Here is a 13,770-nt window from a genome sequence, read left to right as displayed (position 1 = left end):
CGGGTACCACGATCGTGGTACGGCCGTCGGATTGTCGCGGCGCCAGGCCATCCGGCGCCCGCCGAGCCCTCAGCTCAGCGGCGCCGCCCCCGCTCGGCGCGCCATCGCGCGCCTCGGCCTCGGCTCAGCGCGCGGTACGACCATCAGCTCAGCGCGGGGTCGGCACCACCAGGCCGGTCTCGTACGCGAAGATCACCAGCTGCGCCCGGTCCCGGGCCCCGAGCTTCGTCATCGTGCGGTTGACGTGCGTCTTCGCCGTCGCCGGGGACATGCTCAGCCGTCCCGCAATCTCGGCGTTCGACAGGCCGCGCGCCACCAGCCCCAGAACCTCGGTCTCGCGGTCGGTGAGGCCGTCGATGTCGGGGGCGTCGGTGGCCGTGGTGTCGGCGAACGACTCGATCACCCGCCTGGTCACCGACGCCGACAGCAGCCCGTCGCCCCGCGCCACCACGCGGACGCCGTGCAGCAGTTCGTGCGGTTCCGCGTCCTTGACGAGGTACCCGCTCGCCCCCGCGCGCAGGGCGGCGAACAGTTTCGCGTCGGCCGCGAACGTGGTCAGCATGACGACCCGCACCCCGTCGAGGTCCGGGTCCCCGACGATGAGTTTCGTCGCGGTGAGGCCGTCGACCAATGGCATCTGGATGTCCATCAGCAGGACGTCGGGTTTCTCCTCGCGGGCCAGCGCGACCGCCGCGCCGCCGTTGGCCGCCTCGCCCACGACGACGATGTCGTCCTCGGAGTCCAGCAGCAGCTTGAAGCCGGTGCGCACCAGTTCCTGGTCCTCGGCCAGCGCCACCCGGATCACGGCTGGACCACCGGCAGGTGCGCCGTGACCTTGAAGCCGCCGTTGTCGCCGGGGCCGGTGGTCAGGCTGCCGCCCAGGGCTTCGGCGCGGGCGCGCATGCCGCGCAGCCCCCGTCCCTCGGCGGCCTCGCCGCCCTCGCCGTCGTCTATCACTTCGATGTCCAGTCCGGATTCGTCACGTACGAGCCGCAACGATACCGTCACGTCGGGTCCGGCGTGGCGCAGCACGTTGGTCAGCGATTCCTGGACGATGCGGTACCCGGCGTGGTCGACCTCGGGGGGCAGCTCACCGGCCGAGCCGGTGGCCTTGACCGGCAAACCGGTCTGCCGCACCGCCTCCAGTAGCTGCGGCAATGTGGACAATGATTCGCCGGTCTCGTGTCCCACCGGCGCCTGCAAGGTGTCGATGGTGGACTTCACGAGGCTCATCGCCGAGACGCTGGTGTCGCGGATCGCCCCGACCGTCTGCCACACCTCGGGTTTGGCGTCGCCCAGCAGGTGCAGCGCGGCGGCCGACTGGACCGCGATCGCGGTCATGCTGTGCCCCAGCACGTCGTGCAGCTCCCGGGCGATGCGCAGCCGTTCCGCCGCCAGCTGCGCGTTGGCGACGCGTTCGGCGTGTTCGGCGACCACCCGCCCCCGGGCCCGCACCACCTCGCCGATCAGGATCGCGCCGATGCCCAGCGCCGCCCAGGTGGCCACGAAGATCGAACGCACCACCAGCCGGTCGTCGGTGGGCACCCAGGCCGCCGCCCCCGCCAGCACCGCCAACAGCGCGGTGCCCGCCAGCCAGCGTTCCCCCATCGTGGTGGCCGAGTACAGCGTCATCAGCACCGGAACGCTGGCCCAGCTGGGCAGGTAACCCAGTGCCAGCAGCGTTCCGAAACCGGTGCAGGCGACGAAGACCGCGATCACCGGGAACCAGCGCCGCACCGGCACCACGAGACACACCACTGCGATCAGCGGCATGATCGCCCAGTCCACGGCCCGGCCCGGGCCCTCGCCCACCGAGGCCAGGTTCAACCCCAGCAGCACCACGGCGATGAACGCGTCGACGGCGGTGCCGAAATTGGACGGTCGGGTGACGAAATCGGCTACGCGATCGATTCTGGACTGGAGGCTCCCCACCCGTTGACTAAAGCACGTTGACGAGTGACGATGTCACACCACCCTTGGCCTGCGAACCGACTTCATCCCCAGGGAGCAGCCGCGGATTTACTTTCGTCCATACCGGCGCTGACCTGCGGCCGGTACCGTCGAAGCCGTGAGAATACCGGGCTGGATTCGGGCGGTGTGGTCACCGCGGGTTCCGGCCGCGGCGCCGACACCGCGACAGGCCCTGCTCTACGACGCCGCCTGGTGGGGCCTGTGCATGTTCTTCGTGCTGCCGCCGATGCTGCTGGGGGGTCTCGGCGGTTACGGCGAGATCGGTCCGTGGCCGCCCATCGCCGCCGCGCTGGGGGTCGGGGTGGCGTTGCGGCTGCGGCGCACCGTGCCCATCGCCGCGCTGCTTACCGTCGTCGCGCTGGGCGCCTGGACGGTCGTGGAGACCGCGGGTGGCAACCCGTCCGCGGCGTGGCCACCCGCGCTGTTGTGCAGCATCTTCGTGCTGTCGTACCTGGTGGGGCGGCTGGACGCCGGGCAGCAACCGATGCTGCTCCAGGTCGCGGCCAGCATCGGCATCGTCCTGGTCATGTCGCCGATCCTGGACATCGCGCTGACCGACGCGGTGGCGCTGACGATCTTCATGGTCTTCGTGATCCTGTTCCCGTGGCTGATCGGCCGCTACCGGTACCAGAACGCCGAGCTGACCCGCTCCGGCTGGCAGCGCGCCGAACAGCTGGAACGCGAGCAGCGGGCGGTCGCCGACCAGGCCCGGCTGCGCGAACGCACCCGCATCGCCGAGGACATGCACGACTCGCTGGGCCACGAGCTGAGCCTGATCGCGCTGCGGGCCGCCGCCCTGGAGGTGGACCGGGAACTGCCGCAGCGGCACCAGGAGGCGGCCGGGCAGCTGCGGCGTTCGGCCGCGACCGCCACCGAGCGGCTGCGCGAGATCATCGGGCTGTTGCGCGACGAGTCCGAGGCCGTCAGCGTCACCCCGGTGGACGAGAGCATCGGCGACCTGGTCGACCGCGCCCGATCATCCGGAATGGACGTCGCCTACACCACCGACGCGGAGGCGCCGCCGCTGCCGCACATGGCCGACCGGGCCGCGCACCGGGTGGTGCAGGAATCGCTCACCAACGCCGCCAAGCACGCGCCAGGCCGGGCGGTGACGATCGTCGTGGCCTCCGACGCGGACTTCTGCACCGTCACGATCACCAACGACCTGCCCGACGCGCGGCAGCCGCGCGGCATCGGCGGCGGCCGGGGCCTGGTGGGACTGGCCGAACGGGTGCGGCTGGCGGGCGGGAAGCTCCACTCGGGACCGAGGGCGGGACGCTACGAGGTGGTGGCCCGGCTGCCCTACGACGAGTCCGAGGCCGTGGCCGTCGAACCCGAGCCCGACACCGAGTCGGTGCGCCAGCACGTCCAGGTGCGTATCCAGGCCCGCCGTCGGCTGCTGGCCGCGTTCGCGCTGCCCGCCGTCATGCTGGCGGTGCTGGGCGTGTCCTCCGTGGCGATCTACCTGATCGTGGAGGGGAACTCGATCCTGACCGCGAAACAGTTCGACAAACTCGAGAAGGGACAGACGACCGCCGAGGCCGCCGAGATCCTGCCGGCGTTCCAGATGTTCGACCCGCCCACCGAACTGGGGCTCACCGATCTCCCCGAGGGCACCGAGTGCGAATACTATCCGTCCAGGGACTCCATCGACTTCGTCGACGTGTACGAGGTGTGCTTCCGCGACGACGTCCTCATCAGCAAGTACGTGATCACGGCAGAGAAGCGAAGGTATCAGCGTGAGAATAGTTATGGCGGATGACGAGGCGATGATCCGGGCCGGAGTGCGCGCGATCCTCGCCTCCGACCCCGACATCGAGGTGGTCGCCGAGGCCGCCGACGGTCGCGAGGCCGTCGAGGCGGTCCGCAAACACCGGCCCGACATGGCGCTGCTCGACATCCGTATGCCCAAGATGGACGGTCTGTCGGCGGCGGCCGAGATCCGCCGCATCGCCCCCGAGGTCGGCGTCATCATCCTGACCACCTTCGGCGAGGACGAGTACATCGCCCGCGCGCTGGGCGACGGCGCCAGCGGTTTCCTGCTGAAGTCCGGCGACCCGCGCGAACTCATCGCGGGCATCCACGCCGTCGCGGCCGGGGCGGCCTTCCTGTCGCCGCAGGTGGCGCAGCGGGTGATCGCCGAACTGGCCCGCGGCTCCGGCGGCGGCAAACTCAGCCGCGCCGCCACCGCCCGCACCAAGATCGACAAGCTCACCGACCGGGAGCGCGAGGTGCTGGCCCTGGTCGGCGCGGGCTGCTCCAACGCCGAGATCGCCAAACGGCTGCACGTCGTCGAGGGCACCGTCAAGGCCTACGTCAGCGCCATCCTGACCCGCCTGGAGGTCCGCAACCGAGTGCAAGCGGCGATCATCGCCTACGAGGCGGGCCTGGTCACCGACGACGAGTCCTAAGGACCTGTCCTGCGAATCGTCTGGCAGGCTGCGAAGCGCCCAGACACTTCGCCTGGCGGCGTTGTCGGCACGCCCGCATCCAACACCGGGATGCAGGCGCACCTCCGCCTTGCCATGCTTGGTCTGGACCCTTCTCGCCGCACAGAGATCCACAGGACAGGTCCTAAGACCAAAGACGCAAGCCGCGTCCGCCCCGAGCCCGATTCGCACCACCCGTTCCGCTCCTAGCCTTTGGCACACCAACCGATAGGAGAGGGACTGATGACCATTCTCGTGACCGGTGCGACCGGAACCGTGGGCAACCAGGTACTGCGGCAACTGCTGGACGCGGGCCACCCGGTGCGGGCGCTGACCCGCGATCCCGCCAAGGCGAAGAACCTGCCCGACGGTGTCGAGGTGTTCGCCGGGAACCTGGCCGATCCGGAGAGCCTGGAAGCGGCGTTGACCGGGGTGAGTGGCGTGTTCCTGTACACCAGCGACGGCAGCGAGGTCCTGACCAACGGGCCGGAACTGGTGGGGCGGCTGGCGAAGTCCGGTGTCAAGCGTGTCGTGGCACTGTGGAGCGGCTTCGACGGCTCGGTGATCACGGCGCTGCGCGGCAGCGACCTGGAGTGGACCGTGTTGCAGCCGCAGGAGTTCATGGCCAACGCCCTGACCTGGGTCGACTCGATCAAGACCGAGGGTGTGGTCCGGGAACCGTTCGCCGAGGTGCTCAGCGCCGCGATCCACGAGGCCGACATCGGCGCCGTGGCCGTCGTGACGTTGACCCAGGACGGCCACCACGGCAGGGACTACGAGCTCAACGGCCCGCAGGCGCTGTCGTTCCTGGACAAGACCCGCATCCTCACCGACGCGCTGGGCCGCGAGGTCCGCTACGAGGAGTTGACCCGGCAGCAGGCCCACGACCGGTTGACGGCGATGGGGGTGTCCTCGGAGATGGCCGACCACGTCGTCGACTGGCACGCCGACCCGCCCGCGGCGGCGTACACCGTCAACCACATGGTCGAGAAGCTGACCGGCCAGCCCGGCCGCGACTACACCCAGTGGGTGGCCGAGAACGTCGACGCTTTCCGCTAGTCCTTGACCGGTACCGGCGCCGCGGCGTCCTCGACCCGGGGTGCCGGTACCGCGACCGCCAGGGCCTCACGGGCCTTGGCGCGCTTCTCCAGCAGGAACCGGACCAGCTCCATGATCCCGGCGCAGACGATCGCGATCGCGAAACCCAGCCCCAGCGCCAGCAGCGGCCGTCCCTCGAAGGTCTTGCCCGCCAGGAAGCCGATCATTCCGGAGTAGACACCCCAGGAGACGGCCGCGATCGAGTCGAAGAACGAGAACTTGCGCAGGCTGTAACGCACCGCGCCGCTGGTGATGGTGATGGCGGTGCGGCCGCCGGGGATGTATCGCGCCACGATCAGCACGATCCCGCCGCGTTTCTCCAAGGCGTCATGGGCCCAGTCGAAGGCTTTCTTCTTCTTGGTGCCGGGTTTGAGTCGCCTGGCTATCGGCCCGAAGGCGAACCGCCCGATGGCGTAGGAGACATGGTCGCCGCCGAACGCCCCCAGTGCCGCCACCGCGATGATCAGCGCGATGTTCGGGTAACCGGTCGAGGCGGCCACGGCACCGGCCGCGATAACCGTCGTCTCGCCCGGAACCACCGGGAAGAATCCGTCAATGAATGCGATCGCGAACACCAGGACGAAGATCCACGGCGTCTGCATGAATGGATCGATGTAATCCATGATCGCGTGCTCAAGCTCCTTCACCCGCAAAAGGGTATGGCACTCGGCACAGATCCGCATCGGCCGGTCGTCGGGTTTTCACCCTTGACTTTGGTCAGGCCCACACGATCGGGGAGAGGTTCTGCCACAACTTGGCCACGCCGGTGTCGCCGGAGACCGTCAGATCGTCGATACGGCACCGATTCCACAGTGCCAGGTACAGCAGCTCCACCGGACCACTCAGGACACAGTCGACCGGACCGTCGAAGGTGCGCTTGGTGACGAGCGGTTCCTCGGTGATGTGCAGGAACCAGTCACTGCCGCCGCCGGGTTCGTCGGTGGCATGAAGGTGCAACGCCTTCGGGATGTGCGAACGCACTTTGCTGTGGCGGCGGGCGTGGTAGCCGCGCAGCAGTTCGTCGATGCCGTCGGCGGCGAAGTCCCGGTCGATGGGGGAGATCTCGTCGCCGCGCGCCGACTCGGCGTCCACCCGGTGGATGGTGGTCTCGTGGGCCTGGCGCCGGGTCCAGAACGCCAGTGGGGACGGTGCCCGCAGGAAGTGGTAGCAGTCCAGGTCGAGCGGCGCCTGCTCCAGCGCGCGCATCAACTGCGCGTGGCTTTCCCGATACCACTCGACGAGCAGCGCGTCGTCCGGAATCGGACCCGCGATCAGGTCGATTTCGGATGAGTCCGGACGGGACTGACGAGCTTCGGATACAATGGTTTTCGCCCACCGATGAATGAAGCCGGTGTGCCACAACAGATCGCGGATGGTCCAATCAGGGCATGTTGGCACCGGGGCGCGTAGGCCTACCTCATCGGCAGCCTCGGCCAGCAGTGCGCCCTCACGGCGCAATGCATCCAGGTGATCAACAACTACCATCTGTGGGAGTCTGGCATCGAAAAGTGGGACGCGCAACACGTGACCACAGGCGATATGGAAACGTTAACCAACAGTTGTCTACCGGATGCTTGACCAGCCCCAATCGGCACTCGTGTAAGGCCGTCGTCCATGATCCACACCTTGCCCCGACTGCTGATACTCACCGACGCGAGCGCCTGTCCCCGGCCGCTGCCTGAGCAGATCGCATTGGCACTCGACGCCGGTGCCCGGGCGTTCGTGCTGCGTGAGAAGGGTTTGCCGCCCGCCCGGCGCCGGGCGTTGGCCCAGCGGTTGGAGCCGCCCCTTACCGAAGCGGGGGCGAAACTCATCATCTCGGATCCAACCTGGACGGTCGACGCGTGTCACCTGTCGGCGCTCGCCCGAGCGCCCCGGCCCCGTCCGGATCTGGTCGGCCGCTCGGCCCATACCGGCCAGTCAGATGATCCCAACGCGGATTATGTGACCTTTTCACCGATATATCCGACCGCTTCCAAACCCGGCTACGGTCCCGCGCTGGGACCCGAGGGCCTGGCCGAGTACTGCGCGAGCAGCCGGGTGCCGGTCTACGCGCTGGGCGGCGTCGAGACCGGCGAACGCGCCGCCGAGTGCCGGGCCGCCGGGGCTCACGGCGTGGCGGTCATGGGCGCGGTGATGCGCGCCGAGGACCCCGCGACCGTGGTGCGGGAGCTGCTCGACGGCCTGGACTGAGTGTCGGACTGCGGCGTTACCGTGGAGCCATGGACGCCCAACCGCTGTCCGCCAGCTACCGGACGGGGCTGCCCGAGCCCCGGCTGCGTCCGTTCGTCGACGCCTATATCGGCTACCGCGAGGACGTCGAACAGACGCTGCTGCGGCGCGAGTTCGCGGGCAGCCGCACCGTGCTGATCCTCGGCTGGGGCGCGACGGTGACCGTCTCGGACCCACGCGGCGGTCCGGCGTGGACCGGGGCCTCGCTGATCGCCGGGCCCTACGACTCCTATGTGGTTTCTGAGTCGCATGGGGTTTCCGAGGCGGTGCAGCTGATGCTGTCGCCGTTGGGCGCCCGGCTCGTCTACGGCCTGCCGCTGGGCGAGCTGGCCAACCGCACCGTCGACCCCGCCGCCCTCGACGAGCACTGGCTGGACGCGCTGGTGCCCCGGCTCGCCGAGGCCGACTCCTGGGACGAGCGGTTCCGGCTCCTGGACCAGACGCTGACCGCCCGGCTGGCGGTCGCCCGACCGCTGGACCGCGAGCTGAGCTGGGCCTGGCGCCGCCTGAGCGAGACCGGCGGCCGGATCCGGGTCGGCGAGCTGGCCGCGGAACTCGAACTCAGCCGGGGCCGCCTGGCCCGCCGCTTCAAGACCGAACTGGGCCTCAGCCCCAAGACCGCGGCCCGGCTGCTGCGCTTCGACGCCGCCTACGCCCGCCGCGACCAGGCCGGAACCGAGGGCTGGGCGACGGTGGCCGCCGCATGCGGCTACTTCGACCAGGCGCACCTCAACGCTGACTTCCGCCAGTTCACGGGCTCCACCCCGGTGACGGTGGCCGCCCGGCTGACGATGAGCACCGATGTCCCACCCGACGTCAACGTCTCGCTGAGCACCGACGTCTTCGACTCCGGCCGATAGCCGGTCGCATTTTTCCAAGTCAGCGCCGCCACACCGTCATATCGTCGCTCGTGACAGCCGTATTAGGAGGAGCGATGAACGACAGCAAGGGCATGGTCTACCCGGTACTGAAGTACAACGACGCCAGCGCGGCCATCGACTGGCTGGTCAAGGCGTTCGGGCTCACCGAGCAGGCCGTTCACGAGGACGAGACCGGCAAGGTCGTCCACGCCGAGCTTCGCTACGGCGGCGGCGTCATCATGCTCGGCCAGACCGACAAGGCGCTCGCCGAACCCGCCGAGGACGACTACGCGATCTACGTGGCCGTCACCGACACCGACGCCCACCACGACCGGGCCGTCGCCGCCGGTGCCCGGATCGTGCGTCCGCTGACCGAGCAGGACTACGGTTCCCGCGACTACGTCGCCCGCGACCTGGAGGGCAAGGTGTGGAGCTTCGGCACCTACACCGCCTAACGCGGCGGGCTGCTCCAGGTAGCTGCCCGCCCGGAACTCGTCCCAGCTCAGGTCGTAGGCGGTGTACCCGTCGCCGCCGGTGAGGGCGACCCCGGTGCCCTTGACGGTCACGGGGTCGCCCACCCGCACGAATTCGTAGATCCAGGAGGCGTCGCCCGGCGAGACGTTCACGCAGCCGTGCGACACGTTCGTGTTGCCCTGCGCCCACACCGACCACGGCGCCGAGTGGATGAACTGTCCGGTCCAGGTCAGCCGTTCGGCGTGGTCGACGTTGGTGCGGTAACAGTCGACACCGTCCTCCTTGCCGTTGCATCCCGGCTCCCGGGTGGTGTCGAAAGTGGTGTTGGGCAGTCGCTCCATGATGGCCATCGTGCCCGAGTACGACTCGTACCCCGGTTTGCCCAGCGCGACGGCGATGGTCTTGACCCTCTTACCGTCCTTCTTGGCGATCATGTGCTTCTTCTTGTTGCTGACCAACAGTTCCCGGTCGGTGTCGTCGATGTTGAAGTCGGACTTCAGGTCCTTCGCGCCGTAGACGCCCTTGCCCAGCTTGAGGCCCTTGAGCCCCAGCCGGACCGACACCTCGGTGCCGGGCCGCCAGTAGTCCTTGGGCCGGTACTGGAGCCGCCCGCCGGAGAACCAGTGCCACACGCCCGCCTGCTCGGGCGCGCTGGACACGAACAGTCGCTTCTCGACGGCGGCCCGCTTCTTCTCCGGTACCTCGAACCCGTCCGGGAAGTCCAGCGCGACCGGCATCGCCTTGCCGTAAGTCTTGCCGTCCTCATTGGCCAGATACGGTTCGATGGTGCGCGCGGGCTTGTCCATCGTGGTGAACGCGGACTTCGCGGTGACGGTGCGACGGTGGTCGTCGATCGCGGTGACCGTGGCGGTGTACTTCGTGTCGTACGACAGCGGTTTGGCCGAGACCCAGCTGGTGCCGTCGGGCCGCAGCTCGCCCTCGACCGGCTCGCCCCGTTTCGTCAGCTTCAGCGTGACCAGCTTGCCGTTGGCGATGCCCGGCTTGATCTCGGCCGACACCGGCACGTCCTCGCGTTTCGCGGTCGGGGCGATGTCGATCGTCGCGTCCGAGACGAGGTCGGCTTTGGTGGGATACCTGATCTTGGCCTCGCCGCAGCTCGCGGCCGTGGCCAGGACGGCCAGACCGATCACCGCCGTCACCATCCGCCGTGCACTCCCCATGTCACGCACGGTAGCGGATCGGGGGTCGGCTCATAGCCAATTCACAGGCAAGCCATAGACGAACCGCAGGCTGCGGCCATAATGTCGCGGTATGACCAGCACCGGACCCAAGGCTTTGCGACGCCCGGACGGCAGCCCGATCCGGGTCCTCGTCGTGGACGACGAGGCGCCGCTGGCGGAGCTGCTGTCGATGGCGGTGCGCTACGAGGGCTGGCAGGCGTACACCGCCGGGGACGGCACCGCCGCGCTGAAACTGGCCCGCGAACACCGTCCCGACGCGGTGATCCTGGACATCATGCTGCCCGACATGGACGGACTGTCGGTCCTGGACCGGCTGCACGCCGACGCCCCGGAGACGCCGGTGCTGTTCCTGACCGCGAAGGACGCCGTCGAGGACCGGGTGCGAGGCCTGACCGCCGGTGGCGACGACTACGTGACCAAGCCGTTCAGCCTGGAGGAGGTGCTGGCCCGGCTGCGCAACCTGCTGCGCCGTTCGGGCGCGGCGCGCGCGAACCGGGCCTCGGCGCTGACCGTCGGCGACCTGACGCTCAATGAGGACACCCACGAGGTGAGCCGGGCCGGTGAGGACATCCCGCTGACCGCGACCGAGTTCGAGCTGCTGCGGTACCTGATGCGCAACCCCCGGCGGGTGCTGAGCAAGGCGCAGATCCTCGACCGGGTCTGGAACTACGACTTCGGGGGACAGGCCAATGTGGTGGAACTGTACATCTCGTATCTGCGGCGCAAGATCGACGCGGGACGACCGCCGATGATCCACACCCGACGCGGTGCGGGGTACATCCTCAAGCCGGGGGAGTGAGCGCCGTGCGACGTCCATGGTCGCTGCGCGCCCGGCTGGTGGCCGCCACCATCGGGCTGCTGGCGGTGGTCAGCGCGGTCATCGCGACCGTCACCACGATCGCGTTGTCGTCCTATCTGTACGACCAGCTGGACCACCAGCTGGCGGCCACGGCCGCGCGCTCGGCGGGGCCGGGGGCACCCACCGACGGGGTGTCGTTCCTGGCCCAGCCGGGACAGCCGATCGGCACGATCGGCGGGCTGGTCGACGCCAACGGCGAGATCACCGACGCGGCGGTGAGCCGGGAACCGGGCGGGCCGGGACCGGCGGACCCCGCCGATCGGCTGACCACACTGGACGAGGACCAGATCGCGGCGCTGGAGAAGGTCGAGGGGAGCGCGAAGCCAAGCACCGTCGAGGTTCCCGGGCTCGGGGAGTACCGGGTGGTCACGCTCGACTCGCCACACGGAGCGTCGGTCCTGGTGGGACTTCCGACAGCGCAGGTGGCGGGCACGGTGGACACCCTCATCGTGGTGGAGTCGCTGGTGGCCGGGACGGGCCTGTTGGCGGCGGGCATCGCCGCGGCGGTGGCGGTGCGGTTGGCGCTGCGGCCGCTGCGCCGGGTGGCGGCGACCGCGAGCCGGGTGTCGGAGCTGCCGCTGTCCAGCGGCGAGGTGAGCCTGACCGAACGGGTTCCCGACGCCGATCCGCGCACCGAGGTGGGCCAGGTCGGCACGGCGCTCAACCGGCTGCTGGGCCACGTCGGCGCGGCGCTGAAGGCCCGTCACGACAGTGAGACCCGGGTCCGTCGCTTCGTCGCCGACGCCAGCCACGAACTGCGCACCCCGTTGGCCTCGATCCGGGGCTACGCCGAGCTGACCCGCCGAGGCCACGAGTCCATCGGCCCGGACACCCGCCACGCTCTGGGCCGCATCGAGTCCGAGTCGACCCGTATGACGGGCCTGGTGGAGGACCTGCTCCTGTTGGCGCGCCTGGATTCGGGGCGTCCGCTGGCCATGACCGACGTCGACCTCTCGGCGTTGCTCGTGGACACCTTCAGCGACGCCCAAGCCGCCGAAACCAACGCCAGCTCGCCCGAGCCGCTCGCGGCCGGAGCCGACGGGGCCGTGCCGACCGAAGCCGACGACGCAGCTGGCTCGGCCGAGCCGCTTGCGGCCGCCGCTGCGGCTGACGAGGAGGCGGCTGGATCGGCCGCCTCTGGCCCAGCCACTCCGTCCGACGCCGCGGCCAACAGCTCCTCCAGCTCCGGCCCAGCAGCTGCGGCTGGGCATCGGTGGGTGCTGGAGCTGCCCGACGAGCCCGTGACGGTTCGCGCCGACCGGGACCGGCTGCACCAGGTGCTGGCCAACATCCTGGCCAACGCCCGCGTCCACACCCCCGCCGGTACCACCGTCACCGGCCGGGTCGAACACGTGGATGCCGGGGCCGTCGTCGTCATCCGTGACGACGGCCCCGGCATTCCCCCTCACCTTCTGCCGCAGGTGTTCCAGCGATTCACCCGCGGTGATTCGTCCCGCTCCCGAGCCTCCGGGAGTACCGGCCTGGGACTGGCCATTGTCGAGGCGGTCATCGGCGCCCACGACGGGGAAGTCTCGATCGACAGCGAACCGGGTGCGACCACGGTCCGCATCACACTGCCGTGACCAGTTCCTTCGCGGAGCCGGCGCGACGGCGTCCCGCCGCCACCGTCACCAGCGCCACCGCCGCGGCCACCAGCACCGCGCCCGCCATCGCCAGCAGCGTCGACGAGTCGGGGTGGATGAGCGACTGGCCTCGAGCCGCCTGCCAGGTCGTGACCGCGAACAGTCCGGTGTAGCCGATCGCGACGGCGCCCACGAGGCCCGCCCGCACCCGGTCGTCCCGCAGCCACGCGACGCGGGCCGCCAGCACGGCCAGCACCAGCACCGTCAGCAGCAGCACGTGGATGCCGTGCAGCCCGATGAAGTGCGGTACCCGCAGGTCGCCGCCGGTGGAGCTCCAGTTCGTCAGCGGCATGCCGGTACCGTCCGGGTCGCCGATGCCGTGCCCGACGGACATGGCCACCTTGTCCCCGTTGGCATCGGTGACGGTGCGCTCGCCCGCGTAGCTCGCGGGAATCAGCGCGAACGCGACCGCCATCCCCGCGGTCGACAACAGCAGCCCGGCCCGCAGCGCCCACGACAGTGCCCGGTCCCCGGTGCGCTGCACCAGGACCAGGATCCCGATGACCAGGTTCGAGATCAACAGCGGCGGCACTCCATACTGGAACACGGTCTGGACGATCTGGTTGACCATGCTGTCGCCCTCGGCGAAGTGGCTGAAGGTTCCCTGCGACGCGGCCAGCGCGATGACCGCCACATCGGTGATGCCGAAGACGGCGAACATGAGGCCGAACCACCAGCCGAACCGCTTGGCCTTCTTCAGTTTCGTCAACAGCCACGCCAGCGTCGCGGAGTACACGGCGAAGGCGAAGCCGAACTTCAGCGGTTTGAGCCAGATCGACTCGTTCAACAGGACACGGTCGTCCAGGAACAGGCCCACCGTCGACACCAGGACGAGGGCGGTCATGAGGGTCACGTTGACCATGAGCGGCTTGTGCCAGGTCGACATCACTCGGAGATTGGGGCGAAGACTCAGTTGGGCGTTCACCAGTTCAGTCTCATTGGACACAGGTGTCACGACAATCGGGTTGTTCCCCCAATTAGGCGTGGGGATAACCCCCTAAT

General features: G+C 69.4%; 13 protein-coding genes and 1 pseudogene. 8 read left to right on the top strand and 6 right to left on the bottom strand.

Annotation, left to right across the window (positions count from 1 at the left end; genetic code table 11):
* Positions 1-148 precede the first annotated feature (148 nt).
* Together SNAS_RS26030 and SNAS_RS33330 are read right to left on the bottom strand one after the other, a co-directional pair.
* On the bottom strand, positions 149-805 hold the full coding sequence (locus SNAS_RS26030; protein ID WP_013020470.1) for a response regulator: 657 nt from the start codon (positions 803-805) through the stop codon (positions 149-151).
* Positions 802-1,932, bottom strand: a complete 1,131-nt coding sequence (locus SNAS_RS33330; RefSeq protein ID WP_013020469.1) for a sensor histidine kinase — start codon at positions 1,930-1,932, stop codon at positions 802-804. The genes SNAS_RS26030 and SNAS_RS33330 overlap by 4 nt, the downstream gene beginning before the upstream one ends.
* 136 nt (positions 1,933-2,068) lie before the next feature.
* Between SNAS_RS33330 and SNAS_RS26020 the strand changes: the two genes are divergently transcribed.
* The 3 genes from SNAS_RS26020 to SNAS_RS26010 all read left to right on the top strand — a co-directional run bounded on the left by SNAS_RS26020 (position 2,069) and on the right by SNAS_RS26010 (position 5,459).
* A complete protein-coding gene (locus SNAS_RS26020) occupies positions 2,069-3,733 on the top strand; it encodes a sensor histidine kinase (protein ID WP_144300640.1) in 1,665 nt (554 codons plus the stop codon).
* Positions 3,723-4,382, top strand: coding sequence for a response regulator (locus SNAS_RS26015; RefSeq protein WP_013020467.1), 660 nt, complete (start codon positions 3,723-3,725; stop codon positions 4,380-4,382). Before SNAS_RS26020 ends, SNAS_RS26015 begins: the two co-directional genes overlap by 11 nt.
* A gap of 261 nt (positions 4,383-4,643) precedes the next feature.
* Positions 4,644-5,459 carry an NmrA family NAD(P)-binding protein gene (locus SNAS_RS26010; protein WP_013020466.1) on the top strand — a complete coding sequence of 272 codons (816 nt, stop codon included), beginning with the start codon at positions 4,644-4,646 and terminating at the stop codon, positions 5,457-5,459.
* Here the strand turns inward: SNAS_RS26010 and SNAS_RS26005 are convergent.
* Together SNAS_RS26005 and SNAS_RS26000 are read right to left on the bottom strand one after the other, a co-directional pair.
* A complete protein-coding gene (locus SNAS_RS26005) occupies positions 5,456-6,145 on the bottom strand; it encodes a DedA family protein (protein WP_211207248.1) in 690 nt (229 codons plus the stop codon). The two genes, SNAS_RS26010 and SNAS_RS26005, sit on opposite strands and share 4 nt — an antisense overlap.
* A gap of 70 nt (positions 6,146-6,215) precedes the next feature.
* Entirely contained in the window at positions 6,216-6,983 is a 768-nt protein-coding gene (locus SNAS_RS26000) for a maleylpyruvate isomerase family mycothiol-dependent enzyme (RefSeq protein WP_013020464.1), read from the bottom strand.
* A 129-nt stretch (positions 6,984-7,112) separates the two neighbouring features.
* Here SNAS_RS26000 and SNAS_RS25995 point away from each other — a divergent pair, with 129 nt between their 5' ends.
* From SNAS_RS25995 to SNAS_RS37820, 3 genes are all read left to right on the top strand, one after another.
* Positions 7,113-7,691: a thiamine phosphate synthase gene (locus tag SNAS_RS25995; RefSeq protein ID WP_013020463.1), complete on the top strand. Its 579-nt coding sequence runs from the start codon at positions 7,113-7,115 to the stop codon at positions 7,689-7,691.
* A 29-nt stretch (positions 7,692-7,720) separates the two neighbouring features.
* On the top strand, positions 7,721-8,590 hold the full coding sequence (locus SNAS_RS25990; protein ID WP_013020462.1) for a helix-turn-helix domain-containing protein: 870 nt from the start codon (positions 7,721-7,723) through the stop codon (positions 8,588-8,590).
* Between the two features lie 74 nt (positions 8,591-8,664).
* A complete protein-coding gene (locus SNAS_RS37820; RefSeq protein ID WP_083787405.1) occupies positions 8,665-9,045 on the top strand; it encodes a VOC family protein in 381 nt (126 codons plus the stop codon).
* A gap of 114 nt (positions 9,046-9,159) precedes the next feature.
* On the opposite strand, the pseudogene SNAS_RS25985 reads toward SNAS_RS37820, so the two are convergent.
* Positions 9,160-10,227, bottom strand: a pseudogene (locus SNAS_RS25985) (L,D-transpeptidase); the annotation flags it as partial.
* Between the two features lie 109 nt (positions 10,228-10,336).
* Here SNAS_RS25985 and SNAS_RS25980 point away from each other — a divergent pair.
* Positions 10,337-11,065: a response regulator transcription factor gene (locus SNAS_RS25980; RefSeq protein WP_013020460.1), complete on the top strand. Its 729-nt coding sequence runs from the start codon at positions 10,337-10,339 to the stop codon at positions 11,063-11,065.
* A gap of 5 nt (positions 11,066-11,070) precedes the next feature.
* On the top strand, positions 11,071-12,708 hold the full coding sequence (locus SNAS_RS33325) for an ATP-binding protein (protein ID WP_013020459.1): 1,638 nt from the start codon (positions 11,071-11,073) through the stop codon (positions 12,706-12,708).
* Here the strand turns inward: SNAS_RS33325 and SNAS_RS25970 are convergent.
* Positions 12,695-13,654 (bottom strand): hypothetical protein, encoded by a 960-nt coding sequence (locus SNAS_RS25970; protein ID WP_041625184.1) that lies wholly within the window; start codon positions 13,652-13,654, stop codon positions 12,695-12,697. The genes SNAS_RS33325 and SNAS_RS25970 overlap by 14 nt on opposite strands.
* Positions 13,655-13,770: the final 116 nt, after the last annotated feature.

The organism is Stackebrandtia nassauensis DSM 44728, assembly GCF_000024545.1.
Taxonomy (GTDB): domain Bacteria; phylum Actinomycetota; class Actinomycetes; order Mycobacteriales; family Micromonosporaceae; genus Stackebrandtia; species Stackebrandtia nassauensis.
Note: the sequence above shows the minus strand (reverse complement) of the source record. Positions and strands in the feature narration are given on the sequence as shown.

Excerpts from the sequence above, each read along its gene's own strand:
- SNAS_RS26015 (WP_013020467.1), top strand. The coding sequence starts at position 3,723 with ATGGCGGATGACGAGGCGATGATCCGGGCCGGAGTGCGCGCGATCCTC.
- SNAS_RS25990 (WP_013020462.1), top strand. The coding sequence starts at position 7,721 with ATGGACGCCCAACCGCTGTCCGCCAGCTACCGGACGGGGCTGCCCGAG.
- SNAS_RS26000 (WP_013020464.1), bottom strand. The coding sequence starts at position 6,983 with ATGGTAGTTGTTGATCACCTGGATGCATTGCGCCGTGAGGGCGCACTG.
- SNAS_RS37820 (WP_083787405.1), top strand. The coding sequence starts at position 8,665 with ATGAACGACAGCAAGGGCATGGTCTACCCGGTACTGAAGTACAACGAC.
- SNAS_RS26010 (WP_013020466.1), top strand. The coding sequence starts at position 4,644 with ATGACCATTCTCGTGACCGGTGCGACCGGAACCGTGGGCAACCAGGTA.
- SNAS_RS25970 (WP_041625184.1), bottom strand. The coding sequence starts at position 13,654 with ATGTCGACCTGGCACAAGCCGCTCATGGTCAACGTGACCCTCATGACC.
- SNAS_RS25980 (WP_013020460.1), top strand. The coding sequence starts at position 10,337 with ATGACCAGCACCGGACCCAAGGCTTTGCGACGCCCGGACGGCAGCCCG.
- SNAS_RS25995 (WP_013020463.1), top strand. The coding sequence starts at position 7,113 with ATGATCCACACCTTGCCCCGACTGCTGATACTCACCGACGCGAGCGCC.